This window comes from Corynebacterium sp. HMSC074A01, assembly GCF_001831515.1.
GTDB lineage: Bacteria > Actinomycetota > Actinomycetes > Mycobacteriales > Mycobacteriaceae > Corynebacterium.
The window spans coordinates 97,809-122,381 of record NZ_KV825619.1 but is presented as its reverse complement, the minus strand read 5'-3'; the positions used below and the strand labels follow the sequence as shown (position 1 = coordinate 122,381).

The 24,573-nt window shown below is 65.6% G+C and carries 22 protein-coding genes; 11 read left to right on the top strand and 11 right to left on the bottom strand.

Annotated elements, in window-relative coordinates; translation table 11 throughout:
• Positions 1-118: 118 nt before the first annotated feature.
• Entirely contained in the window at positions 119-643 is a 525-nt protein-coding gene (locus tag HMPREF2550_RS07165; protein WP_070790504.1) for an alkylhydroperoxidase, AhpD family, read from the bottom strand.
• Between the two features lie 86 nt (positions 644-729).
• Positions 730-1,326, bottom strand: a complete 597-nt coding sequence (locus HMPREF2550_RS07160; RefSeq protein ID WP_070763788.1) for a peroxiredoxin — start codon at positions 1,324-1,326, stop codon at positions 730-732.
• Positions 1,327-1,461: 135 nt separating this feature from the next.
• Here HMPREF2550_RS07160 and HMPREF2550_RS07155 point away from each other — a divergent pair, with 135 nt between their 5' ends.
• Together HMPREF2550_RS07155 and hrpA are read left to right on the top strand one after the other, a co-directional pair.
• Entirely contained in the window at positions 1,462-2,418 is a 957-nt protein-coding gene (locus tag HMPREF2550_RS07155) for a hydrogen peroxide-inducible genes activator (RefSeq protein WP_070790503.1), read from the top strand.
• A 28-nt stretch (positions 2,419-2,446) separates the two neighbouring features.
• Complete coding sequence (hrpA, locus tag HMPREF2550_RS07150) at positions 2,447-6,373, top strand: ATP-dependent RNA helicase HrpA (protein ID WP_070790502.1); 3,927 nt, start codon at positions 2,447-2,449, stop codon at positions 6,371-6,373.
• A gap of 4 nt (positions 6,374-6,377) precedes the next feature.
• On the opposite strand, the gene nrdR is transcribed toward hrpA, so the two are convergent.
• Both nrdR and HMPREF2550_RS12110 read right to left on the bottom strand, forming a co-directional pair.
• The gene (gene nrdR, locus HMPREF2550_RS07145) at positions 6,378-6,836 is read right to left on the bottom strand and encodes a transcriptional regulator NrdR (protein ID WP_038591013.1); all 459 of its coding nucleotides are present in this window, start codon (positions 6,834-6,836) and stop codon (positions 6,378-6,380) included.
• Positions 6,837-6,917: 81 nt separating this feature from the next.
• Positions 6,918-7,286, bottom strand: a complete 369-nt coding sequence (locus tag HMPREF2550_RS12110; protein ID WP_141760552.1) for a hypothetical protein — start codon at positions 7,284-7,286, stop codon at positions 6,918-6,920.
• A gap of 219 nt (positions 7,287-7,505) precedes the next feature.
• On the opposite strand from HMPREF2550_RS12110, the gene lexA reads away from it, so the two are divergent.
• From lexA to HMPREF2550_RS07120, 5 genes are all read left to right on the top strand, one after another.
• Positions 7,506-8,186 carry a transcriptional repressor LexA gene (lexA, locus tag HMPREF2550_RS07140; protein ID WP_070790501.1) on the top strand — a complete coding sequence of 227 codons (681 nt, stop codon included), beginning with the start codon at positions 7,506-7,508 and terminating at the stop codon, positions 8,184-8,186.
• A gap of 164 nt (positions 8,187-8,350) precedes the next feature.
• Positions 8,351-9,142, top strand: a complete 792-nt coding sequence (locus HMPREF2550_RS07135; protein WP_070790500.1) for a DeoR/GlpR family DNA-binding transcription regulator — start codon at positions 8,351-8,353, stop codon at positions 9,140-9,142.
• A 188-nt stretch (positions 9,143-9,330) separates the two neighbouring features.
• Entirely contained in the window at positions 9,331-10,311 is a 981-nt protein-coding gene (locus HMPREF2550_RS07130) for a 1-phosphofructokinase family hexose kinase (protein WP_070790499.1), read from the top strand.
• 15 nt (positions 10,312-10,326) lie between these two features.
• Complete coding sequence (locus HMPREF2550_RS07125; protein WP_070790498.1) at positions 10,327-12,372, top strand: PTS fructose transporter subunit IIABC; 2,046 nt, start codon at positions 10,327-10,329, stop codon at positions 12,370-12,372.
• A gap of 51 nt (positions 12,373-12,423) precedes the next feature.
• Complete coding sequence (locus HMPREF2550_RS07120) at positions 12,424-12,693, top strand: HPr family phosphocarrier protein (protein ID WP_038591031.1); 270 nt, start codon at positions 12,424-12,426, stop codon at positions 12,691-12,693.
• Between the two features lie 72 nt (positions 12,694-12,765).
• Here the strand turns inward: HMPREF2550_RS07120 and HMPREF2550_RS07115 are convergent, their stop codons facing one another.
• Complete coding sequence (locus HMPREF2550_RS07115) at positions 12,766-14,043, bottom strand: uracil-xanthine permease family protein (protein ID WP_070790497.1); 1,278 nt, start codon at positions 14,041-14,043, stop codon at positions 12,766-12,768.
• A gap of 50 nt (positions 14,044-14,093) precedes the next feature.
• Positions 14,094-15,620: a GTPase HflX gene (gene hflX, locus HMPREF2550_RS07110; protein WP_070790496.1), complete on the bottom strand. Its 1,527-nt coding sequence runs from the start codon at positions 15,618-15,620 to the stop codon at positions 14,094-14,096.
• Between the two features lie 122 nt (positions 15,621-15,742).
• Here hflX and HMPREF2550_RS07105 point away from each other — a divergent pair, with 122 nt between their 5' ends.
• Together HMPREF2550_RS07105 and HMPREF2550_RS07100 are read left to right on the top strand one after the other, a co-directional pair.
• Positions 15,743-16,516, top strand: coding sequence for a hypothetical protein (locus HMPREF2550_RS07105; protein WP_070790495.1), 774 nt, complete (start codon positions 15,743-15,745; stop codon positions 16,514-16,516).
• An 81-nt stretch (positions 16,517-16,597) separates the two neighbouring features.
• Positions 16,598-17,113 carry a hypothetical protein gene (locus tag HMPREF2550_RS07100; RefSeq protein WP_070790494.1) on the top strand — a complete coding sequence of 172 codons (516 nt, stop codon included), beginning with the start codon at positions 16,598-16,600 and terminating at the stop codon, positions 17,111-17,113.
• A gap of 8 nt (positions 17,114-17,121) precedes the next feature.
• On the opposite strand, the gene dapF is transcribed toward HMPREF2550_RS07100, so the two are convergent.
• The 3 genes from dapF to HMPREF2550_RS07085 are packed head-to-tail and all read right to left on the bottom strand — an operon-like array spanning position 17,122 to position 19,483.
• The gene (gene dapF, locus HMPREF2550_RS07095) at positions 17,122-17,940 is read right to left on the bottom strand and encodes a diaminopimelate epimerase (RefSeq protein ID WP_070790493.1); all 819 of its coding nucleotides are present in this window, start codon (positions 17,938-17,940) and stop codon (positions 17,122-17,124) included.
• Positions 17,937-18,860 carry a tRNA (adenosine(37)-N6)-dimethylallyltransferase MiaA gene (gene miaA / locus HMPREF2550_RS07090; protein ID WP_070790568.1) on the bottom strand — a complete coding sequence of 308 codons (924 nt, stop codon included), beginning with the start codon at positions 18,858-18,860 and terminating at the stop codon, positions 17,937-17,939. Before miaA ends, dapF begins: the two co-directional genes overlap by 4 nt.
• Positions 18,861-18,871: 11 nt before the next feature.
• Positions 18,872-19,483: a hypothetical protein gene (locus HMPREF2550_RS07085; RefSeq protein WP_246819781.1), complete on the bottom strand. Its 612-nt coding sequence runs from the start codon at positions 19,481-19,483 to the stop codon at positions 18,872-18,874.
• Positions 19,484-19,792: 309 nt separating this feature from the next.
• On the opposite strand from HMPREF2550_RS07085, the gene HMPREF2550_RS07080 reads away from it, so the two are divergent.
• On the top strand, positions 19,793-21,124 hold the full coding sequence (locus tag HMPREF2550_RS07080; protein ID WP_070790566.1) for a DUF349 domain-containing protein: 1,332 nt from the start codon (positions 19,793-19,795) through the stop codon (positions 21,122-21,124).
• On the top strand, positions 21,124-22,212 hold the full coding sequence (locus tag HMPREF2550_RS07075) for a GNAT family N-acetyltransferase (RefSeq protein WP_070790492.1): 1,089 nt from the start codon (positions 21,124-21,126) through the stop codon (positions 22,210-22,212). Before HMPREF2550_RS07080 ends, HMPREF2550_RS07075 begins: the two co-directional genes overlap by 1 nt.
• 6 nt (positions 22,213-22,218) lie before the next feature.
• On the opposite strand, the gene HMPREF2550_RS07070 is transcribed toward HMPREF2550_RS07075, so the two are convergent.
• Positions 22,219-22,839, bottom strand: a complete 621-nt coding sequence (locus HMPREF2550_RS07070; RefSeq protein ID WP_070790491.1) for an Rv2732c family membrane protein — start codon at positions 22,837-22,839, stop codon at positions 22,219-22,221.
• Between the two features lie 17 nt (positions 22,840-22,856).
• A complete protein-coding gene (miaB, locus tag HMPREF2550_RS07065) occupies positions 22,857-24,407 on the bottom strand; it encodes a tRNA (N6-isopentenyl adenosine(37)-C2)-methylthiotransferase MiaB (RefSeq protein WP_070790490.1) in 1,551 nt (516 codons plus the stop codon).
• Between the last annotated feature and the right edge of the window lie 166 nt (positions 24,408-24,573).

The window sequence follows — 24,573 nt, the reverse complement described above, 5'->3', positions numbered from 1 at the left end:
ACACCCATTATCGGCCCGAAACGGAACCAACGACCCACACGCAACGTCTAATAAAGGTTTGGGGGAAATAAAAAAGACGCCCTGCTCGAAGGTGAGCGGGGCGTCGATAAGCGGGCGACTAGCGCGCGTCCTCGATCTCAATGGTCTGAGCGACTGCCTGCACGACACCGGCGACCTTCACGGCCTCCCAAACCTGCTCCTTGGACAGGCCCTCCTCGCGGACGGTGTTAGCGTGGGCGACGGCGCAGTGCTCGCAGCCGTTAATGGTGGATACGGCGAGCGACCACAGCTCGAAGTCGACCTTCTCCACGCCCGGCTTGGAGATGATGTTCATGCGCAGGCCGAACTTGACCTGTGCGTAGTCGTCGCCGAGCCAGCCCTTGGCGCGGTAGGCAACGTTGTTCATCGCCATGACGGTGGCGGCGCCGAAGGCTGCGTCAATGGCCTCCTCGGAGAGGTGTTCCTTGGCTTCGTCGGTGATCTCGGAGATCACGGTTGCGTTGCGGGTCGCGGCGGCGGTGGCAACGAGGGTGCCCCACAGCTGCTGCTCGGAAAGCTCGGTGGAGCGGGTCAGGGAGCCGAGGTTGAGCTTCTGGTCCTTGGCGTACTCGGGAAGTGCGCTGCGCAGGTTATCAATAGACATACGTTTATCCTTTCGGTTGGTATAGGTGCGCCCCGCCGCTCCAGCGGTGCGGAGCGCGGGGCGGCACGGGAACTAAAGGTGAAGTACTACTTCAGGGACTCCTGGACCACGGCCATCTTGTCGATGTTCTTGGTCGGGTCGTTCTTCTGCCAGTCGCAAGCGCAGACCTCTTCGGACTGCAGTGCGTCGAGCACGCGCAGGACCTCGTCGACGTTGCGGCCGACAGCGTCCGGGGTGACGGACACGAACTGGACGATGCCGTCCGGGTCGATAATGAAGGTTGCGCGGTCTGCAACACCGTCAGCGTTCTCGACGCCGAGTGCGCGGATCAGGTCGTGGCGGATGTCCGAGAACATCGGGAACGGGATGTCCAGCAGTTCCTCGTGGGTTGCGCGCCAGTTGAAGTGGGAGAACTCGTTGTCAACGGAGCCGCCGAGCACCTGGGTGTCGCGGTCCTCGAACTCCTCGTTCAGCTTGCCGAAGGCAGCGATCTCGGTCGGGCAGACGAAGGTGAAGTCCTTCGGGTAGAAGAAGACGACCTTCCACTTGCCCTCGTACTTATCCAGGGAAACCTGCTCGAAGTAGTCGTCCGGAGTGGAGGCGTTAGCTTCCTTGAGGTTGCCGCCCTTCAGTGCGGTGAGGTTGAACTCCGGGAAGCGCTCTCCAACGGTCATGATCGGCATAGTGATTCCTCCATGTAGAAATGTTGCCGGGTACGGATTTGCTGCGAGGCGGTTTTCGCCTTCGATCCCAAGTATGCCACAGCCCACACGATTCTTCAACAGCAAAACTTATTAAGCTCCGGTACGCTGATAGGCATGAGCAATAAGGAATATAGACCCACGCTCGCACAGCTGCGCACCTTCGTCACCATCGCGGAGCACAAGCACTTCGGCACTGCGGCGAGCAAGCTGCACATCTCACAACCCTCACTCTCGCAGGCACTCGTGGCGCTGGAAAGCGGCCTGAACATCCAGCTCATCGAGCGCTCAACCCGCAAGGTCATCGTTACACCGGCGGGCAAGGAGCTCCTCCCCTTCGCCAAGGCAACCCTGGAAGCCGCCGATGCCTTTGTCTCCCACGCCAAGGGCACGCACGGGGTACTGCACGGTCCGCTGACCATCGGGGTGATCCCCACTGTCGCCCCCTACCTGTTGCCGGGTTTACTCCCTGTTCTCAATCAGGAGTTTGCCGAGCTGCGCCCGCGCATCGTGGAGGAGCAGACCGAGCACCTGCTCGCCCAGCTTCGCGACGGCCGCGTGGACCTGGCCATCCTCGCGCTTCCCACCGAGGCCACGGGGCTGACCGAGATACCGCTCTACGACGAGGAGTTCGTCGTGGTCACCGGCACCGACAGCGCACACGCTGGCAGCCGCAGGCTCTCGCTCGATGCGCTGAGCAACCTCGAGCTGCTTTTGCTTGATGACGGCCACTGCCTCCGCGATCAAGTCATCGACCTGTGCAAGCGCGCCGACGCCCGCAACGCTTCGACAGCACACTCGGATACGCGCGCCGCGTCGCTGACCACGATCATCCAGCTGGTCATGGCCGGTTTCGGTGCCACGCTCGTGCCCTTTTCCGCGGTGGCCACTGAGTGCGACCGCCCTGACCTGGGGCTCGCCACTTTCGCCAAGGACGTGGAGGCGCACCGTACGATCGGGCTGGCCTACCGCGCGTCGTCGACACGCGGCGAGGAGTTTGCCGCGCTCGGTAGGTTGATTGTTCAGGCCTACGCTGCCGCCGCCGAGCGAAGCACCGCCGTCCTGGCAAAGTAGCGCGGGCGACTACACTGTTGCTTCATCTATGAAGGAATCTGCTGCAGCACACGAGGCGCCTGAGACTGCGCCGACGAAAGACGAGCTCTATAAGCGCCTCGAGAAGGTCCCGCTGAACGAGGAGCGCCGCTTCCGCCGCCGGCTCGCCAAGGCCAAGGCACCACGGGCGCTGGCGGCGATTGGTGAGGATATTGGGAAGGCGCAGCGGGTCGTCGAGAAGCGAGAGGCGCTTGTGCCCGCAATCGAATACCCCGAGCAGCTGCCGGTTTCCGCGCGCCGCGAGGACATCATGGAGCTGATCCGCGACAACCAGGTCGTGATCATCGCGGGCGAGACCGGCTCGGGCAAGACGACGCAGATCCCGAAGATGCTGCTCGAGCTCGGCCGCGGTCGTAGGGGCTTGATCGGGCACACGCAGCCGCGTCGTATCGCTGCGCGCAGTGTTGCAGAGCGGATCGCCGACGAGCTCGGACAGAAGATTGGCGAATCTGTCGGCTACGCCATCCGCTTCGACGACAAGGTTTCGGCGCACACGGCGGTCAAGCTCATGACCGACGGCATTCTGCTCGCCGAGATGCAGCGCGACCGCTTCCTCAATGCCTACGACACGATCATTATCGACGAGGCGCACGAACGCTCACTCAACATCGACTTTCTGCTCGGGTATCTCAAGCGGCTACTGCCGAAGCGCCCGGATCTGAAGGTCATCATCACCTCGGCGACGATCGACCCGGAGCGCTTCGCCGAGCACTTCAGCGATGCGCAAGGCGATCCCGCCCCGATTATCGAGGTCTCCGGGCGCACCTACCCGGTGGAGATCCGCTACCGCCCGCTGGTCGAACAGGTCGGCGGCAAGGAAGTGGACATCGACATGATCGACGGCGTCGTCGACGCCTGCGCCGAGCTCATGCGCGAGGGCAGCGGCGACATCCTGTGTTTCTTCGCCTCGGAGCGCGACATCCGCGACTGCATGGAGGCCATTGAGAAGAAGCACTGGCGCGGTGTGGAGGTCACTCCCCTGTTCGGCAGGCTGTCCAACGCCGAGCAACACCGCGTGTTCTCGCCGCACTCGGGCCGCCGCATCGTGCTGGCCACGAATATCGCGGAGACCTCGCTGACCGTGCCAGGTATCCACTACGTGGTGGACACAGGGCTTGCGCGTATCTCGCGCTACTCCACCCGTACCAAGGTGCAGCGCCTGCCCATCGAAGAAGTCTCGCAGGCGAGCGCCAACCAACGCTCGGGCCGCTCGGGGCGCGTGGCCGACGGTATCGCGATCCGCCTGTACTCAGAGGAGAATTTCGAGGCGCGACCAGAGTTTACGGACCCGGAGATTCTGCGCACGAACCTCGCCAGCGTGATTTTGCAAATGATCTCGCTGCGACTCGGCGATATCGCCGAGTTTCCCTTCATCCAGCCGCCGGACCACAAGGCGGTGCGCGACGGCCTGCTGCTGCTCCACGAGCTCGGCGCGATCACGGACAAGGAGCGCGGCGGCGCACCGGTGCTCACCGACATCGGGCGCGACCTCGCCCGCATTCCGGTCGACCCGCGCATGGCCCGCATGCTCGTCGAGGCCAATACGCTGGGCGTGCTTGACGACGTCTCCGTGATCGTCGCCAGCATGACCATCCAAGACGTCCGCGAGCGCCCCCTGGAGTACCAGGCTCAGGCCGACCAGGCGCACGCCCGCTTCAAGGACAAGACCTCCGACTTCCTGTCCGCGCTCAAGCTGTGGGACTACATCCACGACTCGCGCGACGAGCTTTCCGGCAACGCGTTCCGCAAGCGCATGAAGCGCGAATTCCTGCACTACATGCGTATCCGCGAGTGGTACGACCTGGTGCGCCAGCTGCGCGAGGTCTCCAAACAGCTCGGTTGGTCGCTGCCCGCTCATGTTGCCGGCGAGCGCGACGCGGACGCCATCCACAAGTCGCTGCTGACCGGCCTCTTGTCGAACATCGGCGCACGCGACGGCAACTCGAAGGAGTTCCAGGGCACCCGCGGCACCCGCTTCATGATCTTCCCCGGCTCCAGCCTGAGCAAGAAACCGCCAGAGTTCCTCATGGCAGCCGAGCTCGTCGAAACTTCGCGGCTCTGGGCGCGCGATGTGGCCAAGATCGAGCCCGAGTGGGTCGAACGCGCCGCGAAAGACCTGCTCAAGCACAGTTACTCGGAGCCGGTGTGGTCGCGGAAGCGCTCGTCGGCAATGGTGCACCAAAAGTCCATGCTCTACGGCGTGGCCATCGTGCGCGACCGGCTCGTGCCCTACCACCGCGTCGACCCGGAGGCGGCGCGCGCGATGTTTATCCGCCACGCCCTGCTCGCCGGCGAGTGGAACCGCCACCACCGTTTCATCGAGCACAACGACGCGCTGCTTGACGAGGCCGCGCACGTCGAGGACAAGGTGCGCCGCCGCGGACTCGTGGTGGACGAGGACACACTCTTCGACTTCTACGACGCGAAGTTGCCCGAGAGCGTCACCACCGCCCGCCACTTCGACTCCTGGTGGAAGAAGCAGCGGCGCAAAGACGCACACTTTTTGGACTTCGACCCGGACGCGCTGCTTGACGACGCCGGCACCGACACCTCCGAAGCCGCCTTCCCCGAAACGCTGCGCAGCGGCTCCATTGACTACGCCCTGCGCTACAAGTTCGAGCCTGGCGACCCCTTCGACGGTGTCACCGTCGAGGTCCCCGTGCCACTGCTCGCCGGCTTTGACCCGACCGGCTTCGACTGGCTGGTGCCAGGCCTGCGCGAGGAGCTACTCACCGAACTGATCCGCACACTGCCGAAGGGCATCCGCACCACGGTGGTGCCCGCCCCCGACTTCGCCCAGCGTGCGCTGCTGCTTTTGGATACGCAGGAGCCCTCGCTTGTCGACGCCTTCGCCGCCGCCCTGCAACGCCTAGGCGCAAGCGGGGTCAACGGCTCGGACTTCAACCCGAGCCGACTGCCAGCGCACCTGCGGGTCACCTTCGCCGCGATCGATCGCCGTGGCGACATCGTCGACCACGACAAAGATGTCGAGGCGCTCAAGCGCAGGCAGGCGGGCAAGATTTCTTCCTCGGTATCCAAGGCGGGGCGCGCCTCCGAGTCAAAGGCGGTGCATACCTGGACCGCCGACTCGCTCGGCGAAGTGCCCGAGACGGTGCCGACCACCATCGACGGCAACGAGGTCGACGCCTACCCCGCCCTCGAGGCGACACGCGAAGGCGTGCGCGTGAAGGTCTTCCCCACCAAGGCCGCGGCGGATGCCTCAATGATAACGGCGACGCTGACCATGCTGTTGCGCAAGATCTCGGTCTCCCAGCAGCAGATGACGAAGGGCTTGCAGCTGCGTCAGAAGGTCGCCGTCGACCAGTACCCGCACGGCGGTGCCGCGGGCTTGGTCGAGGACGCCCGCGTCGCTTCCATCCGCGATCTGCTGATCAAGCACGGCGGGCCGGTGCGCACGCCGGAGGACTTCGACGCACTCGTCGCACGTATCAAGCCGGAGGTGCCGGGTGCGGTGCGCCGCATGGTGGTAGGTGTGGCACCCGGCTTGGTGGCGTACGCCAACATGGCCAGCGAGCTTTCCCAGTGGGAGGGCCCAGCCATCGATGACATGAAGTCGCAGCTGGCGTTCTACCTCCCGAAGAACGCGCTGACGATCCACGGGTTGATCAACCTCCAGCACTTGCCGCGCTACATCGAGGCCATGCGCCTGCGGTTGGAGGACATGTGGATGGACCCGGACCGCGATGCGGACCGCCAGGAGGTCATCGACACCGCAAAGGCCTATCTGGAGGCGAAGCGCAAGACGCTACCAGCGGGCCGGGAGAAAACACGCGCGTACAAGGACGTGCTGTGGCGCATCGAGGAGCTGCGCGTGAGTATTTTTGCGCAGCGGCTCGGCACACCGAAGCCGGTCAGCGCCCGCCGGATCGAGAAGATGGTGGACAAATTGCGCTAGGTGCCTAGAAGTCGTCCTTGTCGCGGCGGCGCATGAGACGGATTTCGGATTCGAAGTCGTCGGCGCTCTCGAAGGACTTGTACACCGACGCGAAGCGCAGGTACGCGACCTCATCGAGCGCGCGCAGCGGCTCGAGGACGGCCAGCCCAATCTCGTTGGCGGGCACCTGGGAGCTGCCGTGCGAACGGACGGTTTCTTCGACTTGCTGCGCGAGCCGTTTGAGCGCGTCATCAGACACGTCGCGCCCCTGGCACGCCCTGCGCACACCCACGATGAGCTTGTCGCGGTCGAAGGGCTCGCTCACGCCGTTTCTCTTCACCACTGTCAGGACCGCCTTCTCCACCGTGGTGAAGCGGCCGCCGCACTCGGTGCACTCGCGGCGGCGCCGGATTGCGGCACCAGCGTCTATCATGCGCGAGTCGGTCACCCGCGAGTGTTCGTGGTGGCAGAACGGGCAGTACATCGCGGTCTCCTCCGGCAGCTAGGCATCTATCCTCTTGCTTGCCTACGCTACCCGGTGCCGCTGCCAGAGAGACAGTGCAACCTAATGCTGTGCGTAAAAGGCGAACTCCGCCTCGGTAGGCAAGGTGTGACCCGACTGCTCTGGCGAGAACACCCCGCCGAGTGCAGAGCCCAGAATCAGTGCGATCCCAAGTCCGATTCCCACCAGTACGCTTTCGCGCTTTTCGCGGCGGGATTCGAATTGAGATTTCGCGGGCTTCCCGATGTCGGGCGCTTGCCTTCTCTCTTGCGGATTCGAGGGTGTCGAAACATTGAGCGTTCGAACAGGACAAACCTCTCGTGCAGGAAGTTCCCTTTCCAGAAGATCCCATTCGGCAACAGGGTATCCACGATACCCACGTGCCTTCGCGCTCGTCGCGGCCGGATACGTGCGGTTGTGCATGATGGTCATTGTTGTGCTCCTTTGTGCGTTTTCTTCATTCTAAAAACCGGGCGAACATTATCGAACGGTCTCGCGCCCATATGTTCGACATTAGGTTACGTGTTCGATTTATAGCACCCCGACACAACGCTGTCTACCCCACCAAGAAAAAGTCGAACACCCTTGCCCTGTCTGGTAGGTTAAAGAGTGCGCGATACGCGCCACCAATTCCACAATTAAGGAGCACCCATGGCACGCAAAAAACCCGAGAACAAGAACTTAGACATGAGCGTTTTGTCAGATCGCCAGCGCAGGATCCTGGAGGTTATCCAGGACGCGGTGGTGCTGCGCGGATATCCGCCGAGCATTCGCGAGATCGGAGATGCGGCGGGGCTGCAGTCCACATCTTCTGTCGCATACCAGCTCAAGGAGCTGGAGAAGAAGGGCTTCCTGCGCCGGGATCCGAACAAACCGCGTGCGGTAGACCTTCGTCACCTCCCCAACGCAAAGCAGCGCCAGAAGGCTCCGGCGGCGGAGGCCCCGGAAGATGCTTCGAATGCGCGTTACGTTCCTGTTGTCGGCCAGATTGCCGCCGGCTCCCCTATCCTCGCCGAGGAGAATGTGACAAGCTACTACCCGCTGCCCGAGGAGCTTTTGGGAGACGGCGACTTGTTCATGCTGCAGGTTGTTGGCGAGTCGATGCGGGATGCAGGCATCCTGCCCGGCGACTGGGTCGTGGTGCGCTCGCAGCCGGTGGCAGAGGAGGGCGAGTTTGTCGCCGCGCTGCTTGACGGCGAGGCAACGGTAAAGGAGTTCCACAAGGACTCCACCGGCGTGTGGCTTTTGCCACACAATGACGCCTACTCGCCCATCGACGGCACGCATGCCGAGATCATGGGCCGCGTTGTCTCCGTCTTCCGCACTCTCTAGATCACCCCTCATGCGGGGGCGGCATGCCGCACAAGGTGTGGCCTTTGCCGCCCCCAAAGCGGGGGAAACGGAAGCAAAAGGGTGTAACCGGGCACTGGTTTTTGCAACAATACGGTCAACGTGTTGGTTTTTGCTTAGTGTGTCAAAGGAGCCGAAGGAGCGCCGTGTACGCAGAAGAACGTCGGCGGCAGATCGCCTCGCTTACTGCAGTTGAGGGACGGGTCAACGTCACAGAACTCGCTGGGAAATTCGGGGTAACCGCGGAAACGATCCGCCGCGACCTGGCCGTGCTGGACACCGAGGGACTGGTTCACCGCGTGCACGGCGGTGCCGTGGCCAGCCAATCGTTCCTCACCACAGAGTTCCCGCTCGACGCCCGCTACCGGACCGCCTCCGCTGCAAAACTCGCCATCGCACGCGCCGCGCTGAATTTCGTGCCAGACAAGCCCGGCGGCTCGATCTTTTTGGATTCCGGCACCACAATCAACGGACTCGCCTCGCTCATGGCGAAGCACGCGCCAGCGCGCGAGTGCCACATCGTGACAAACTCGCTGCCCACCGCGCTTGACCTCTCGAGCGCCGACGTGCAGGACGTGCAGCTGCTCGGAGGCAACGTTCGCGCGATCACCCAGGCTGTCGTCGGCGATATCGCGCTGCGATCGCTCGCCATCCTGCGCGCTGACGTGGCATTCATCGGCACGAACGCACTCACCATCGACCACGGGCTTTCTACCGCAGACGCGCAGGAGGCGGCGGTCAAGCAGGCCATGGTAACCAACGCTCGCAAGGTAGTGGTGATGTGCGATTCCTCCAAGCTGGGCAACGACTACCTGGTCAGCTTTGGTTCGATCGACGATATCGACGTGCTCATCACGGACTCCGACGCGCCGGCCTCCTTTGTCGAAGAGATCGAGCGCAACGGGGTGCAAGTCATCCTCACCAAGGAAGAGGAATAACATACCCACAAATGTGGGTTTATGCCCGTTTTCTTGAATGTTCCCATACGATCGGGCATAATTGGGTGTAGCACGTGGTGCTCACACGGCCGCATTGTCGCTGTTCAAGGGCACTTGAAGTGCACTGCCCGCGGGGCGTGACACACCGGGGGTAGGAAACACCGGACATCGACAGTACGGAGTACGCCGTGATCATCACATTGACACCAAACCCCAGTATTGACGCCACCCTGTCCGTCGACCAGGTCGTCCGCGGCGAAGTCGTCCGCGCACACGCCGCCAGCCGCGAAGCCGGTGGCAAAGGCATCAACGTCTCCCACGCCATCGCCAAAGCAGGCGGGGAAACGCTCGCGCTCGCGCCATGCGGTGAGAATGATCCATTCCTGCAGGCTGTAGACCGGATCAACGTACCGTTTGTACCGATCGCGGTCGACGGCTTCGTTCGCACGAACACCGCGCTGACGGAAGCCGACGGCACGACCACCAAGATCAACGAGCTTGGCCCGGAGCTGTCCGGGGAGCAACGTGTGGACGTCGAAAAGCAATTAACAGAGCATGCACACAAGGCCGACGCCGCGGTGCTCGCCGGCTCCCTGCCTCCCGGCGCACCGGTCGATTGGTACGCCGATCTCACTGCTCAGCTGCGCGACACTGTGCCGCTGATCGCGGTGGACACCTCCGACGCGCCGTTGCGCGCGCTCGGTGAGCGCCTCGAGAGCGCCGCGCCGACCATCATGAAGCCGAATGCTTTCGAGCTCGCGCAGCTTACCGACGGCGACGGGCGCACACTCGAAGCCGACGCCGCCCGCGGCGACTACGACTCGATTCTGCGCGCAGCCCGCGAACTTGTCGACCGCGGCGTGGCCGAAGTGCTGGTCACCTTAGGCGGCGCGGGCGCGTGCCTCGTCACAGCAGACGGTGCCTGGGCCGCAGCGGCGCCGAAGGTGACTGTGCGCTCGACGGTCGGCGCGGGCGACAGCTCGTTGGCCGGCTACGTCATGGCGCGCGTGGCAGACACGTCTTTCGCCGAGTGCCTGCAGCAGGCCGTCGCCTACGGGTCTGCGGCCGCTTCCCTGCCCGGCACCGGTATTCCCTCCCCGGCGGATGTTGATTGCGCGCGCGTTGAGGTCGTCGCGCTCGATACCCCCGCCTCATCCCCTCGCGTGTAAGTGGAAGGACACACTATGAACGCACCACTGATTACGCCTGACCTGGTCAGGCTTGATGTTGATTTCGGTGGCCAGCCGAGTGAGGTCATTGGGCACCTCGCCGGGCTGATGGCCGCCGCCGGGCGCGCAACTGACGCCGCGGAGGTCGCGGCTGCGGCGACCGCTCGTGAAGAAAAGGCCGGCACCGGCGTCAACGGCCGGGTTGCCATTCCGCACTGCCGCGTCGCTGCGGTCAACGAGCCGACGCTCGCGTTTGCCCGCCTATCCGCGCCCGTGGACTTCTCCGGCCCCGACGGCGACGCCGAGCTGGTCTTCCTTATTGGCGCCCCGGAGTCCGGCGGCAAGGCTCACCTGAAGATTCTGTCGAAGCTCGCCCGCGCACTCGTTCGCGGCGACTTCGTGGAGACCCTGCGCGCCGCTACGACGGAGCAAGAGATTGTCGACGCCGTGCTTGCAGTCGTCAACGCCGAGCCGAAGAAAAAGAAGGCGACCCCAGCTGCGCCAGCGGCAAGTGCCGAGAAGAAGCCCGAGGTCATCCGCATCGCCGCGGTGACCTCGTGTGCCACGGGTATTGCTCACACCTACATGGCTGCCGACGCACTCACCCAGGCCGCGCAGAAGCGCGACAACGTCGAGCTCATCGTCGAGCCCCAGGGCTCCTCGGGTGGCGACCCGCTTGAGCAGTCCTTCATCGACAGCGCCGACGCGGTCATCTTCGCCCACGACGTCGCCGTCCGCGACAAGGGTCGTTTCGCGGGCAAGCCGGTCGTCGACACCCCCGTCAAACGCGGGGTGAACAGCCCGGACGCGCTCATCGACGAGGCCATCGCCGCCGCGAAGGACCCCAACGCCAAGCGCGTCGAGGCCACCTCCGAATCGGCTGGCGAGGATTCCGCCGCCGCCAGCGACGGCCAGCCCTGGCCGAAGCGCCTGCAGCAGGCGATCATGACCGGCGTGTCCTACATGGTCCCGTTCGTCGCCGCCGGCGGCCTCCTGCTCGCACTCGGCTTCCTCGTCGGCGGCTACGACATGGCCAACGCCTGGGAGGCGCTCGTGCTCCAGCACTCGCCCACCAACCTGCCGGGCCATGAAGTGCTTGTCGACGGCACCGCCATGACCTTCGAACGCTCCGGCTGGGCCCTCTACCTCGGTGCCGTGCTCTTCGCCACCGGGCAGATGGGCATGAACTTCGTCGTTGCCGCGCTCTCCGGCTACATCGGTTACGGCCTGGCTGGCCGCCCCGGTATCGCCCCGGGCTTCATCGGTGGCGCAATCTCCGTCATGGTCGGCGCGGGCTTCATCGGTGGCTTGGTCACCGGTCTGCTCGCCGGTGTCATTGCCTACTGGATCCAGACCTGGCGCGTGCCTCGCTGGCTGGGCTCGCTGATGCCGGTGGTCATCATCCCACTGTTGACCTCGCTGGTCGTCGGCCTGATCATGTTCCTCCTGCTCGGTCGCCCGCTCGAGTCGCTCATGCTGGGCTTAACCGATTGGCTGGAGTCCATGAGCGGCTCTTCGGCGATCCTGCTCGGCATCATCATCGGCCTGATGATGTGCTTCGACCTGGGTGGCCCCGTCAACAAGGCTGCGTACCTCTTCGGTACCGCCGGTCTGTCGGCTGGCACGGATGCAAGCTTCGAGATCATGGCCGCCGTCATGATCGCCGGCATGGTCCCGCCAATCGCGCTGTCCATTGCTACCTTCCTGCGCAAGCAGCTGTTCACTCCTGCGGAGCAGGAAAACGGCAAGTCTGCGTGGCTGCTCGGCCTGTCGTTTGTCTCCGAAGGCGCGATCCCCTTTGCCGCGGCTGACCCCTTCCGTGTCATCCCGGCGATGATGCTCGGCGGCGCAACCGCAGGTGCGGTCTCCATGGGCCTGGGCGTTGGGTGCCAGGCACCGCACGGCGGTATCTTCGTCATCTTCGCCTACGAGCCGTGGTGGGGCATGTTCATCGCCCTGGCTGCGGGCGTGGCGGTAGCCACCGTGGCCGTGATTGCCATCAAGCAGTTCTGGCCGAACGAAGAAATTCAGAAGGCCGCCGCGGCAACGGTGGCGGCCTAAGCACACGCGCGCCTAGACTGGCACGTAACACCAAAAGAAAGGATTCTCACTATGGCTTCTAAGACTGTCAAGGTCGGCTCCACGGTTGGGCTGCACGCCCGCCCCGCAACCATCATCGCCGATGCGGCCGGCGAGTTCGACGACGAGATCATCCTCACCCTCGTCGGCGGCGACGAGGACGATGAGACGGATGCCGCGTCCTCGCTGATGATTATGGCGATGGGCGCAGAGTTCGGCGACGAGGTCACCGTCGAGTCCGAGAACGCAGCCGCGGTAGACAAGATCGCCGCGCTGATCGAGCAGAACCTCGACGAGGAGTAAGCCTTCGCTTAAAAGCACGCTTCAAGCCCCCGGCACCGTGATCTTGGTGCCGGGGGCTTGAAGCGTTGGGTCCTAGCGGTACTGCCCCTCCCCGATCGTCTCGTACGCCCACCGCATGAGCGGGTAGAGCACGATGATGCCAACGGAACCAATCGCGATGCCCTCCAGAGTGACCTGGCCAACCGTAAAGGACAGGTTGCCGATACCCACGATGAGCGCCACTGCGGCCGCAGTGAGGTTAACCGGGTTTGTGAAGTCGACCTGGTTGTCTTGCCAGATGCGCACGCCCAGCATGCCGATGAGCCCGTAGAGCACCAGGCATGCCCCGCCGAGCACGCCGGCCGGGATGGTGAAGATCACCGCACCGAACTTCGGGACAAAGGCCAGTGCGATAGCGAACAACGAGGCGACCCAATAGGCAGCAGTCGAGTAGACCTTGGTCGCGGCCATGACGCCGATATTCTCGGCGTACGTGGTCGTGCCGGAGCCGCCGAAGGTACCGGCAAGGGTGGTGGCGATGCCGTCGCCAATCAGCGCCTTGCCCTGCAGCGGGTCGAGGTCGCGGTGCGTCATCTCGGAGACGGCTTTGACGTGGCCGACGTTTTCCGCGATCAGCACCACCAGTACCGGCAGCGTCACCAGGATGGCGGAGAGGTGGAACTCGGGGCTGTGGAACTCCGGCAGGCCGACCCAGGGGGCCGCGCCGATGGTGGAAAGCGCGTCGTCGGAAAGCCCGCCCGTCGCGGCGGCAAAGGCCCAGCCGACCACGACGCCGATGAGGATGCTCAGGCGCGAGGCCATGCCGCGCGTGGCGACGGTGACCAGCACGATGGTGGCGAGCGTGACGCCCGCGACGGCGGGTTGGGTCTCCACGTTGCTCACCGCGGTTGGCGCAAGGTTGAAGCCGATGAGCGCCACGATCGCGCCCGTGACGGCCGGGGGCATGACCGCGTCGATGACACGCTTGCCGGCCACGTGCACCACCACGCCAACGAGGATGAGCAGCACACCCGTGACGAGCACGCCGCCCAGCTGCGCGGCGATGCCGTACTGCTGCGAGGCAGACAGCGGAGCGATGAAGGCGAACGACGATCCCAGGTAGCTGGGTAGCCGATTGCGGGTGATCAAGAGGAAGATGACCGTACCGAGGCCGGAAAACAGCAGTGTCGTGTTGACCGGGAACCCGGTCAGCGTCGGCACGAGCAGCGTTGCGCCGAACATGGCGACGACGTGCTGCATACCGATGCCGACGGTACGCGACCAGCTCAAACGTTCATCGGGGGCGACAACGGCACCGGGTTTGACGGTGCGGCCGTCGCCATGGAGGGACCAACCAAGTGTCTGTTTCACACCTGGGAGTCTAAGGCGCGCACCCAGGTGTCACCCAATCCCGCGCGGGGCTACTTTGCGACGACGAACTCGGCGTACTGCTCGGCGAGCACGGGCGGCAGGCGCACGTCGATACGCGTGCCGTCTTCCTCGTAGGCCTCGCTGCGCACAGTGCCGGCCTCGTGGATGTGAGAGACGACATCGCCGCGCGTGTAGGGCACGAGCATCTCCACGTGCGCGTCAAGCGTGTTGAGGAACTGCTCGACCTTACCCTCGAGTTCGGGGATGCCCTCGCCGGTGAGCGCGGAAACGAAGACGACGTCGCGGCCGGACTTGTCGAAGGCGTGGCGCAGCTCGGCGAGGACGAGCGGGTCGGCCTGGTCGATCTTGTTGACCACCACGATCTCCGGCGGGATCTCCTCGCCCGAGTCGCGGGTGATCTCCGCGAGCACCTCGTTGACCGCCTCGATCTGCTTGAGCGGGAAGGGGTCGGACCCATCCACCACGTGCAGCACCAGGTCGGCGTTGGTGACCTCCTCTAGGGTGGACTTGAACGCCTCGACCAGCTGGGTTGGCAGGTGGCGGACGAAGCCGACGGTGTCGGTGAGGACGACCGTGCGGCCGTCGGCAAGCTGGGCGCGGCGCGTGGCGGGGTCGAGGGTGGCAAAGAGTGCATCCTCAACGAGCACACCCGCGTCCGTCATCGCGTTGATCAGCGAGGACTTGCCCGCGTTGGTGTAGCCCGCGATGGCGATCTGGGGCGTGGTCGAGCGATTACGGCGGGCGCGCTTGACCTCGCGGACCGTCTTCATGCCCTTGAGCTCGTGGCGCAGGCGCGCCATGTCCGCGCGCAACCTGCGGCGGTCGGCCTCAATCCTGGTCTCACCGGGACCACGCAGACCCACGCCGCCGTTGGAGCCAGCTCGGCCACCGGCCTGGCGCGACAGGTTGCCGCCCCAACCGCGGGTACGGGAGAACAGGTACTCCATCTGTGCCAGCGACACCTGGGCTTTACCCTCGTTGCTCTTCGCGTGCTGGGCGAAGATGTCCAGGATGAGCATGGTGCGGTCAATCACCTTGACGCGCAGCGCCTCCTCCAGCGCCACAATCTGGGAGGGGGAAAGCTCGCCGTCGAAGACAACGGTGTCCGCCCCGGAGGCCTCGACGACCTCGCGCAGCTCGGAAACTTTGCCCGCGCCGATGTACGTGCCCGGGTCGGGCTTGTCGCGCTTTTGGTAGAGCATGTCGATGACTTCCGCGCCCGCGGTCTCGGTCAAGGCCTCTAGCTCGCGCATGTTTGCTTCCATCTCCGCGGTGGTGCCCTCCAGCCACGCGCCGACCAGGATGACCTGCTCAAGGCGCAGCTTGCGGTACTCAACCTCGTAGGCTTCTTCGGCCTCGTCGGTGCGGATCTCGGTGCGCTGGCCCACGCGCCGCAGCGCGTTGCGCGCCTCCAGGTCGAGGGAGCCTGTAGTTGGTTCGCCCGAACCTTCTCGCGGGGGCTGTGGCGCGTTGTGGCGAAAAGCCTCCGCCAGCAGCGCGTCGTGCGCAGCTTCCTGTGGGTCGTGCTCGGGATGGGTATTTACAGTTGAGGTCATTGAGTCCTTTGTTCTCACCAGCATGCTTTCTCGCTATCTTACGTGCTTTGTCCAGCCGCTGGGTGCTTCCTCTCTCGCTTCGCGTTTCCGCCCTGCCGCCGCCACGGACTAGGCTGTGGCCTATGACCGAATCTCTAGACACGCACTCTGACACGCACGCTGATCTGGCCGCCATCGGCCTTGGCTTTGCCAAGTGGCAGGACGCAGTCGAGCGGGCTATCGCCACCGAGCACCTTGCGGTCACCGGCGAGGTCCGCGGCGGGCAGCTAATCCAGTACAGCGACCCGTCCGGCGCGCAGCTCAACATTCTTGCGGTGGAGCCTTTCGCCACCTTCGCTGGCTTTGACTCGGTCACCCGCGCGTACGCGCATATCACACCGCTTAACGACGTGGTGTCTTTGGCCGATATCGTCGACCCGCACGGTAACACCATCACCTCGGTCACCGTCAACTTGGCGCAGGGCCCGCTCATTGTGGAGGAGGCGACCCTGCAGTGGCAGGAGCTGGGGTTGACCGCCCTGGTGCTCGCGCACGAGCGTTACGCCTCCACGGAGGCCTACTTGGCCAACAACCCCGGCACCACCCTCGGGGCGGTGCTGTCTCCCGGTGCGGAGGCCGTCGCGAATGGCGCAGCAACCGCGCCCGATGCTGCGGCCGAGTTCTCCGCCCGCGTGCTGGACGCCGAGTACCGCACCTCTGAGCTGACCGGCCAGCGCTTCATCCACGCCACCGTCGACGGGGCGTTCCCCTTCGACATCTGCCTGCCCGACGGCGAGCTGCCGGAGCGCGACTCCGTCATCGCGGGCAGCGCCGTGCTCACCGGTGCGATCCCGACCCCGGGTGCGGGCGGCGGCTGCGGCGGTTGCGGCGGTTCCTGCGGCTGTGGTGGGCACTAGACCTCCACATCGCTAGGACATTCGCGCTACCATGGCGCGAAATCGACGGTCGGTACGTTTTCAGGAGGTGACGATGCAGCGATGGATCCCTCGCGGAAAGACTTGCTCCAAGCGCTCTACGGGGCGCTTGTCCTTGCGCTAGCGATCCTGCTGGTGGTCTTTTTCCGACTGCCCGGCCTGATCATCGCGATTCTGCTGGTGGTCTTTGGCGTTGCCGTCCACCGCCGCTACAACACCAACCCGGAAGTCGCCTCGCTGAAGGCCTCGCTGCGCATCGCCCGGGACGACATGGCGGAGATCCTGCAAAGCTACGAGGACCTCCAGCACGGCACCTCCACCCAGGCCGTCACCGACCGCACGCTCAACTACCCCGCCCTGGCCAACGGCGATGTCTCCCACCACGCGATTAGCGAATTTTTACTGCGCAGCTCCTCCGCGCGCCGCTTCATCGCGCGTATCGACGGCTACCTCGAGTCCCCCGACATCGACCGCTACCAGCTGGAGCGGCTCATCAGCGTCGCCGACGAGCGAGCTTTGGAGCTCTCCGAGTCCTGGGATGACGCCCGGCGCGCGGCGCGCCAGATCGGGCCTGCCTAGTAGCAGTACTAATCAAGCTCAGCCGCGAGCTGGCCGCGCGCCACGATGCGCGAGGGTCCGGTCATGATGGCGGTGCCGTCTTCGGCAAGTTCGATTTCTACCTCGCCGCCTGGCACACGGACGGTCACGCTGCCGGACTCCTTACCGCTGGCGCGCAGGGCGGCGGTTCCTGCGGCGACGGTGCCGGTGCCGCAGGAGCGGGTCTCGCCCACGCCGCGCTCCCACACGCGCATCGCGCACGCTCCGTCGCGGGCGGCGGTAAGGATCTCCACGTTGACCCCGTTGGGGAAGACCTCCTGGTCAAAGGTCGGGGCGGCAAGCTCCATCTCTGCAAGCGCCTCCGCGGTCAACCCCGGTACCACTGCGGCGAGGTGCGGGTTGCCCACGTCGACGGCGATGCCTTCGTACGCAGTCTCCCCTACCTTCGCCCAGGACTCGCCGAAGACGTTGACCGGGCCCATCCCGACGCGGACGCGGGCGTGGACTGCGTCCGCGTGCTCGACGGTGATGTGCTTGAGCCCGGCGCGGGTGTGCACGTCGAACTCGTCGGCATCTTCGAGTCCCTCGGCTTTCAGCACGTGGGAGAAGGCACGGATGCCGTTGCCGCACATCTCGGCGATGGAACCGTCGGCGTTGCGGTAGTCCATAAACCACGTGCCGTCGGTGCGCACCACGCGCAGCAGCCCGTCGCCGCCAATACCGGCGCGGCGATCGCAAAGCCACGCCACCTGCGCAGGTGTGAGCTCGAGCTGATCGTCGACGTCAATGAGTACGACGAAATCGTTTTCCGTGGCGTGGGCCTTGATGAAGTGCAGCGGGGATGTCATGCCTGCGAGTCTATCGCGGGCGTGTCCAGCGCCGTCAAGGCCCGCTCGAGTGTGTTGCCAGCGGCGGCATCAAGCCAGGAGATGCGGTGGTCGCGGTTGAACCAGGAGCGCTGGCGGCGCACGTAGCGGCGCGTGCCGGTAATCGTTTTATCCTCCGCCTCCTCGCGCGTGAGCGTGCCCGCGAGCATGTCGAGCACTTGGGCGTAGCCGATGGCGCGGCCCGCAGTGGAGTTGCGGTCAAGCCCCTTGCCCACCAGCGTCTCGACCTCCTCGATCAGCCCAAGGGCAAACATGCGCTCGGCGCGCAGCGCGATGCGAGGGTTGAGCCACTCCGCATTGGTGCGCAGTCCCAGGATGCGCGTACCCCAGCGCGGGGGCGCATCCTTCGGTGGCTGTGAGGCCTGGAAGGGTTTGCCGGTCAGCTCGATAACTTCGAGCGCACGGACGGTGCGGCGCGGGTCTTTGTCCTCAATGATGCGCGCAGCCTCCGGGTCAACGGCGGCGAGCTCTGCGTGTAGCGCGTCGGTCCCGATTTCCTGCCTGCGGTCCTCGTACTTCTGGCGGACGGTGGGGTCGGTGGGTGGGAACGTCCAGGCGTCGAGAAGCGACTGGGCGTACAGCATGGAGCCGCCGACGAGGATGGGGACCTTGCCCCGCGCTATGAGCGCTTCGACGGTGTCGACGGCGAGCGCCTGGTACTCGGCGACAGACGCGGTTTTGGTCACCGGCCAGATGTCGAGCAGGTGGTGCGGGATGCCGCCGCGCTCATCTGGGGCGAGCTTGGCGGTGCCGATGTCCATGCCTTGATACAGCTGCATGGAGTCAACGTTGACCACCTCGCCGCCGAGGCGTTGAGCGAGCGCGATGCCCAGGTCGGACTTGCCGGAGGCCGTCGGGCCCACGACTGCGATCGGGCGAATTTCATGTGCACTCACGAGCACACCTCCCACAATCCGACGTAGCGGCCCACGCCCAAGGAGTCGTCGGCGCAGCACAGCTCGCGCTGCTGCGTCTCAAGCCCGGCCAGTTCCTCCCACAGGCGCGGCTCGAACACGCCGAGGGACTCCAGCTGGCCAGGCAACTCGGCCTTGCCAGCGACGAAGTCCTGCAGCTGGACGTGCAGCTCGGGCGCGCCGGGCACGAGCGCAAGCGGGGCGCGGGCGGTCAGCCCCGCGGAGCCGTCCACCACTACCACGGTAAGTACGGTCGGGTCCGGGGTGCCGATGTGCTCGCGGACCTCGCGCACCTGTACCTCGAGCGGGGCCAGCGCGTAGCGGGCGACGAGCTCGGGCAGGTAGTTGCCGGCACCAAGCTGGACCTGCTGCGCACCCCAGGCCGCAAAGGAGCCGGTATGGGCGGTGTAGTCGCGCTGCTCGAGGGGGCAGACGATATCGACGGCGCGGGCCTCTATGCCCTCTAACGCGTCGCGCGCGGCCGCGCGGAGGCACTCCAGCACCCGCCGCGAAGGCTCATGCGCGGGCGCGAGCGCGTCCACGAGGGCCGGAGAGCCGGGCATCAGCAGAATCTGGGCGCGAGTAGTCACGCACCCCACTCTAGTGTCCCGGTCGCGTGGCCTTTCTCGCTGGCCCTGCGATTTCGCAGGTTTTCGGCGCACTTCCTGCCTGTCCCCTGTAGAGTCTGTTGCAGCACCCGCCGTGCGTTTTCGGGCCGTACTCGACTTCGGCCCCGCCGCACGCGCCGGGTGGCACCGGCAGCCGCGTCGCGCGGCACTTTGAACGTAGGGAAAGGACCTGCAATGACCACCTCGGACCAGACACCGGAGAACACGCCCCAGGCGGACGCGAAGCCACAGGCAAAGCCCACACCGGGCGCGAAGCCCTCGCCGGCCGCAATGCCGCACCGCGCGCCCAAGCCGGGACCGCTGCCCGGTGCGCGCCCGAGCTCGGCGAACCCGCAGTCCACTACCCCGTCGCCAGTGCCCCACCCGGCACCTGTCGCACCCGCCTCTGACCCGTCCAAGTTCGGCCGGATCGACGAAAAAGGCGCGGTCTTTGTCACTCGCGGCGGCACGGAGCGCCAGATCGGTTCCTGGCAGGCCGGTACCCCGGAAGAGGGGCTGGCCCACTACGGGCAGCGCTTCGACGACCTGGTCACTGAGGTCGAGCTGATCGAGTCCCGCCTTGCCGCCCACCCGGACGACGCGGCGCAGCTGCGCCAGCGCGCCGAAGAGCTCAAGGCCTCGCTGGATGAGCAGGCTGTCATCGGCGACCTCGACGCGGTCGACGCACGCCTGGATGCGGTCATCGCCGCCTCCGATGTCGCGGGCAAGCAGGCCAAGGAAGCCAAGGCGAAGCGCCGCGCCGACGCCATCGCCCGCAAGGAAGCGCTTGCGGCCGAGGCCGAGGACCTGGCCGAGAACTCTACTGAGTGGAAAGCAGCGGGCGATAGGATCCGCGCCATCTTGGAGGAGTGGCGCACCATCCGCGGCATCGACCACAAGACGGATGACCAGTTGTGGAAGCGCTACTCGCGCGCACGCGACGCCTTCAACCGTCGCCGCGGCTCCCACTTCGCCGAGCTGGACCGCAACCGCGCCGCCGCCAAGCGCGCAAAGGAGGAGCTGGTGGTTCGCGCCGAGGCGCTGCAGGACTCCACGGACTGGAACGAGACCGCCCGCGCCTACCGCGACCTGATGAAGGAGTGGAAGGCCGCCGGCCGCGCCCCGCGCGAGGCCGATGACAAGCTGTGGGCGAAGTTCCGCGCCGCCCAGGACAAGTTCTTCGGTGCCCGCGACGCGGTCAACGCCGAGCGCGACCGCGAGTTCGCCGCAAACGCCGAGGCCAAGGACGCGCTCATTGCGCAGTACGAGCCTTTGATCGACCCAGCCAAGGGCCTGGGTGGGGCGAAGGCGAAGCTCCGCGAGCTGCAGGACAAGTGGGACGAAATCGGCTACGTGCCGCGAGGCCAAGTGCGCGAGTACGAGGACAAGATTGGCGCGCTCGAGCAGCGCGTCGCTGAGGCCGAGGAATCCCGCTGGCGCAAGGCCGACCCGGCAGCGCAGGCCACCGCGAACCAGTTCCAGGTCAAGGCAGACGACTTGAAGAAGCAGGCAGAGACCGCCGAAGCCGCAGGCAAGGCTGACAAGGCCGCCGAGCTGCGCGAGCAGGCCGCCCAGTGGCAGGAGTTCGCCGACGTGGCGACCAAGGCGGTCAACGACAACTAGTGCTGCACCCGCAACTTTTCGTACTTCACCCCGGTGCAGACGAGCTTACGGAGGCCGTGACTGGGGCGTACGCCTTTTCCGCCACCCTGGCCATCCAGGACATCACCGGCCTTGCCACCTCCGGGGTCAGCGCCTCGCACGTGCGCACCCGCTTGGCACCTTCCGCGGAATCCGCCGCCTACCTCTTCGCGCTCACTGACGCCCGCGCGCCGCGCCCCGTGACCGAGCTCGGCTACCCGGAGCTTTTCGCCGAGGACCTCGACTGCGTAGCCACCTGGGTCTTCGTTTCACTGCCGCTGCTGGAGGACCGCGGGGTGATCGAAGCCAACATCACCCTCGACGCGGCCATCGCCCCGCTGCCCGGCGAGCCCATCCCTCCCGCACCGTGGGAGGCAGCTTTGCAGCTTCTCGACGCCCTGTCGTCCCACTTCGCTCGCCCCATCCGCCACATCTGGATCCCCCATCCCCCGGGCGAGCACACCCCTCCAGCGCTGCAGGACTTTGGCTACACCGCCGCTTTCCGCGAGGACCAGGCCACCTTCCCGATCGCACGCCGCACCGCACTCCCCGACTCCACCTGCTACCCCGACGGCACGTTCGAGGTCGTCGAGGGCCCCGGCTTCAACTCCACACGTCCCGGCATCCCGGGCGAGGTGGAGCAATTCGCGCACCTGTTGACCTCCGCCTCACAGGGCTACCCGCGCGGAGAGTTGGAGCTCGACACGATCGAGTGGGACCTTGCGCGCATCGTGGAGGCCGGGCAGCGCCTGGGCAACCGGGGCGGGCACCAGCTCACCGGCCTGGCCTACGTCGATAAGAAAATCGTCGGGCTGTGCGAGCTCGTGCGCTACAGCGCCGACGATAAGACAGTCTGCGAGCTCGGCCTGATCTACGTGCTCCCCGAACACCGCGAAAAGGGGCTTGCCGCAGGCATGATCCGCGCAACGCTTACGCGCGCCCACGAGGTGTGGGAGGACCTAGAAACGGTGTACTGCTCCTACCCCGCTGAGTCCGCGGCGGCGGGTGCGCTCCTTGCAGCTCTTGGTGCCGAGTGCGTCTCTTCGACGACCGCCTGGCACAAGCGCTGATGCTCGCTAGGCGCGCTCACTGTCCTTACGGTGGCGTTCGGCGGCGCGGGCGCGGCGATCGTCGATAAGCAGCGGGTTGCCCTGCTCCCTGGTCGCAGCGCGCTGCGCGAGCGCCACCTCGTCCTTGCCTTGGATCTCCCTGCGCTGCTCGGCGACGGCGGCCTGCTCCTCGTTGCGCGACAGGATCAGCGGGAAGATGGTAAACACCACGATCACCACCGCGAGGATGGCCAGGTAGTAGCCGGCGCCGCGGCCAATGCCCGAGCTGTTCGAATTGCGCAGCCAGATCCCCAGCACGGAGAACACCAGCGAGACCGTGGTGACCATCCATGCGGGCACGGCGACAGCGAAGCGCTGCGTGAGCACTGCGAGCGTGGTCAGGACCGCGACGCCGATGAAGGAGATCCAGGCGAAGAGGTACTCGGTAAGCGCGGTCTGCGCCGCCTTCGCTGCCTCAGTCGCGGCAAGCAGCTGCCAGAGGGAGGCATCACCTACAAACGGCAGGAACACCGCCACCAGGTAGAGCGCCGCTGCGGCTGCGAGTACCCATCGCTTCGCACCCATGACCACGGAAGAGGCGGCTTCCTTTTCCGCGCGGGCAAGCGTCTCGGTGTTGAGCTTCGTCATGTCGCCCAACTGTAGCGCTAACCGCCGCAGCAGGCGGAATCCGGAGCCTGTGCCGCCGGCCGACCGATCGTCGGCAGGCCGAGTCCGACGCCTACCGGCGCGGTCGTCGGCACCTCACCTGCGGCCGAGTTGTCGCCCGCCTTGGTACGGCGGTGCGCGAGCACCCCGTCGTCGGCGATGAGGAAGTGCGGCTTGGAATCGGTGATGCGCACGTGCACGACGTCGCCGGGGCGGATCTCGCCATCGAGGTTGCCCTCTGGGGTGAAGTGGACGAGGCGGCCGTCGCGGGCGCGGCCGGACATCCGGTGGGTGCGGTCGTTCTTCCGCCCGCCCTCGGCTTGGACGAGCAACTCCTGCTCGGTGCCGACGAGCTTCGCGTTTTCCTCGGCGCTGATGCGCTCCTGCAGCGCGATGAGGCGCTCGAAGCGCTCCTGGACGACCTCCTTGGGCACCTGGTTGTCCATCTCCGCGGCCGGGGTGCCGGGACGCGGCGAGTACTGGAAGGTAAACGCGGAGGTAAAGCGCGCCTTCTCCACCACGTCGAGCGTGTCCTGGAAGTCTTCTTCCGTTTCGCCGGGGAAGCCGACGATGATATCGGTGGTCAGCGAGGCGTGCGGCAGCTTCTCGCGCACCTCGTCCAAGATGCCGAGGAACTTCTTGGTGCGATACGAGCGACGCATGTCCTTGAGCACCTTGTCGGAGCCAGACTGCAGCGGCATGTGCAGCTGCGGGCACACGTTCGGGGTCTCGGCCATCGCGTCGATCACATCGGAGGTGAATTCCGCCGGGTGCGGGGACGTAAAGCGCACCCGCTCCAGGCCCTCAATCTCGCCACAGGCGCGCAGAAGCTTGGAAAAGGCCGAGCGGTCGCGCGCTAAGTCCTCGTCCACGAAGTTAACTCCGTAGGAGTTGACGTTCTGCCCCAGCAGCGTGATCTCCGAGACCCCCTGGTCCACCAGGGCCTGTACCTCAGCCAGGATGTCGCCCGGGCGGCGGTCGACCTCCTTGCCGCGCAGGCTCGGCACGATACAGAAGGTGCACGTGTTGTTGCAGCCCACCGAGACAGAGACCCAGCCCGCGTACGAGGACTCGCGCTTCGCCGGCAGTACGGAGGGGAACACCTCGAGCGACTCGACGATTTCCACCTGCGCCTCCTCCTCCACGCGCGCACGGTCGAGCAGCGCGGGCAGGGCAGACAGGTTGTGCGTGCCAAAGACAGCATCCACCCACGGGGCCTTTTCCAACACCGTGTCGCGGTCTTTTTGCGCCAGGCAGCCACCGACGGCGATCTGCATGCCCGGGTGCTGCTCCTTGGTCTTCTTCAGCTGACCGAGCGTGCCGTAGAGGCGCTTGTCGGCGTTTTCCCGCACCGCGCAGGTGTTAAACACCACCAGGTCCGCTTCCGTGTCCGTATCCGCGGCTACGTAACCGGCCTCTTCCAGCATGCCGGAGAGGCGCTCGGAGTCGTGCACGTTCATCTGGCACCCGAAGGTGCGCACCTCGTAGGTACGCGGGTGCGAGGGTTCTTCTGCCAGGTCCGTGGTGTGGGAAAAGTTCTGCTGCGTCACGGCGAACAGTCTATCCCCGCGCGCGGAATCCACCCAACCGTATGTACGCGCGCGGCGGCCAGGGTCCCGTCAGCAAAAATTGCGGCAGCGTTACCCACAGTTTGGGGGAAATTTACACAAACTTTCACAATCGGGTGGCATAGGTCACGTTTATGGAGTACCAGTT

Excerpts from the sequence above, each read along its gene's own strand:
- HMPREF2550_RS07165 (WP_070790504.1), bottom strand. The coding sequence starts at position 643 with ATGTCTATTGATAACCTGCGCAGCGCACTTCCCGAGTACGCCAAGGAC.
- HMPREF2550_RS07160 (WP_070763788.1), bottom strand. The coding sequence starts at position 1,326 with ATGCCGATCATGACCGTTGGAGAGCGCTTCCCGGAGTTCAACCTCACC.
- HMPREF2550_RS07155 (WP_070790503.1), top strand. The coding sequence starts at position 1,462 with ATGAGCAATAAGGAATATAGACCCACGCTCGCACAGCTGCGCACCTTC.
- hrpA (WP_070790502.1), top strand. The coding sequence starts at position 2,447 with ATGAAGGAATCTGCTGCAGCACACGAGGCGCCTGAGACTGCGCCGACG.
- nrdR (WP_038591013.1), bottom strand. The coding sequence starts at position 6,836 with ATGTACTGCCCGTTCTGCCACCACGAACACTCGCGGGTGACCGACTCG.
- HMPREF2550_RS12110 (WP_141760552.1), bottom strand. The coding sequence starts at position 7,286 with ATGACCATCATGCACAACCGCACGTATCCGGCCGCGACGAGCGCGAAG.
- lexA (WP_070790501.1), top strand. The coding sequence starts at position 7,506 with ATGGCACGCAAAAAACCCGAGAACAAGAACTTAGACATGAGCGTTTTG.
- HMPREF2550_RS07125 (WP_070790498.1), top strand. The coding sequence starts at position 10,327 with ATGAACGCACCACTGATTACGCCTGACCTGGTCAGGCTTGATGTTGAT.
- HMPREF2550_RS07120 (WP_038591031.1), top strand. The coding sequence starts at position 12,424 with ATGGCTTCTAAGACTGTCAAGGTCGGCTCCACGGTTGGGCTGCACGCC.
- hflX (WP_070790496.1), bottom strand. The coding sequence starts at position 15,620 with ATGACCTCAACTGTAAATACCCATCCCGAGCACGACCCACAGGAAGCT.
- HMPREF2550_RS07105 (WP_070790495.1), top strand. The coding sequence starts at position 15,743 with ATGACCGAATCTCTAGACACGCACTCTGACACGCACGCTGATCTGGCC.
- HMPREF2550_RS07100 (WP_070790494.1), top strand. The coding sequence starts at position 16,598 with ATGGATCCCTCGCGGAAAGACTTGCTCCAAGCGCTCTACGGGGCGCTT.
- dapF (WP_070790493.1), bottom strand. The coding sequence starts at position 17,940 with ATGACATCCCCGCTGCACTTCATCAAGGCCCACGCCACGGAAAACGAT.
- HMPREF2550_RS07080 (WP_070790566.1), top strand. The coding sequence starts at position 19,793 with ATGCCGCACCGCGCGCCCAAGCCGGGACCGCTGCCCGGTGCGCGCCCG.
- HMPREF2550_RS07070 (WP_070790491.1), bottom strand. The coding sequence starts at position 22,839 with ATGACGAAGCTCAACACCGAGACGCTTGCCCGCGCGGAAAAGGAAGCC.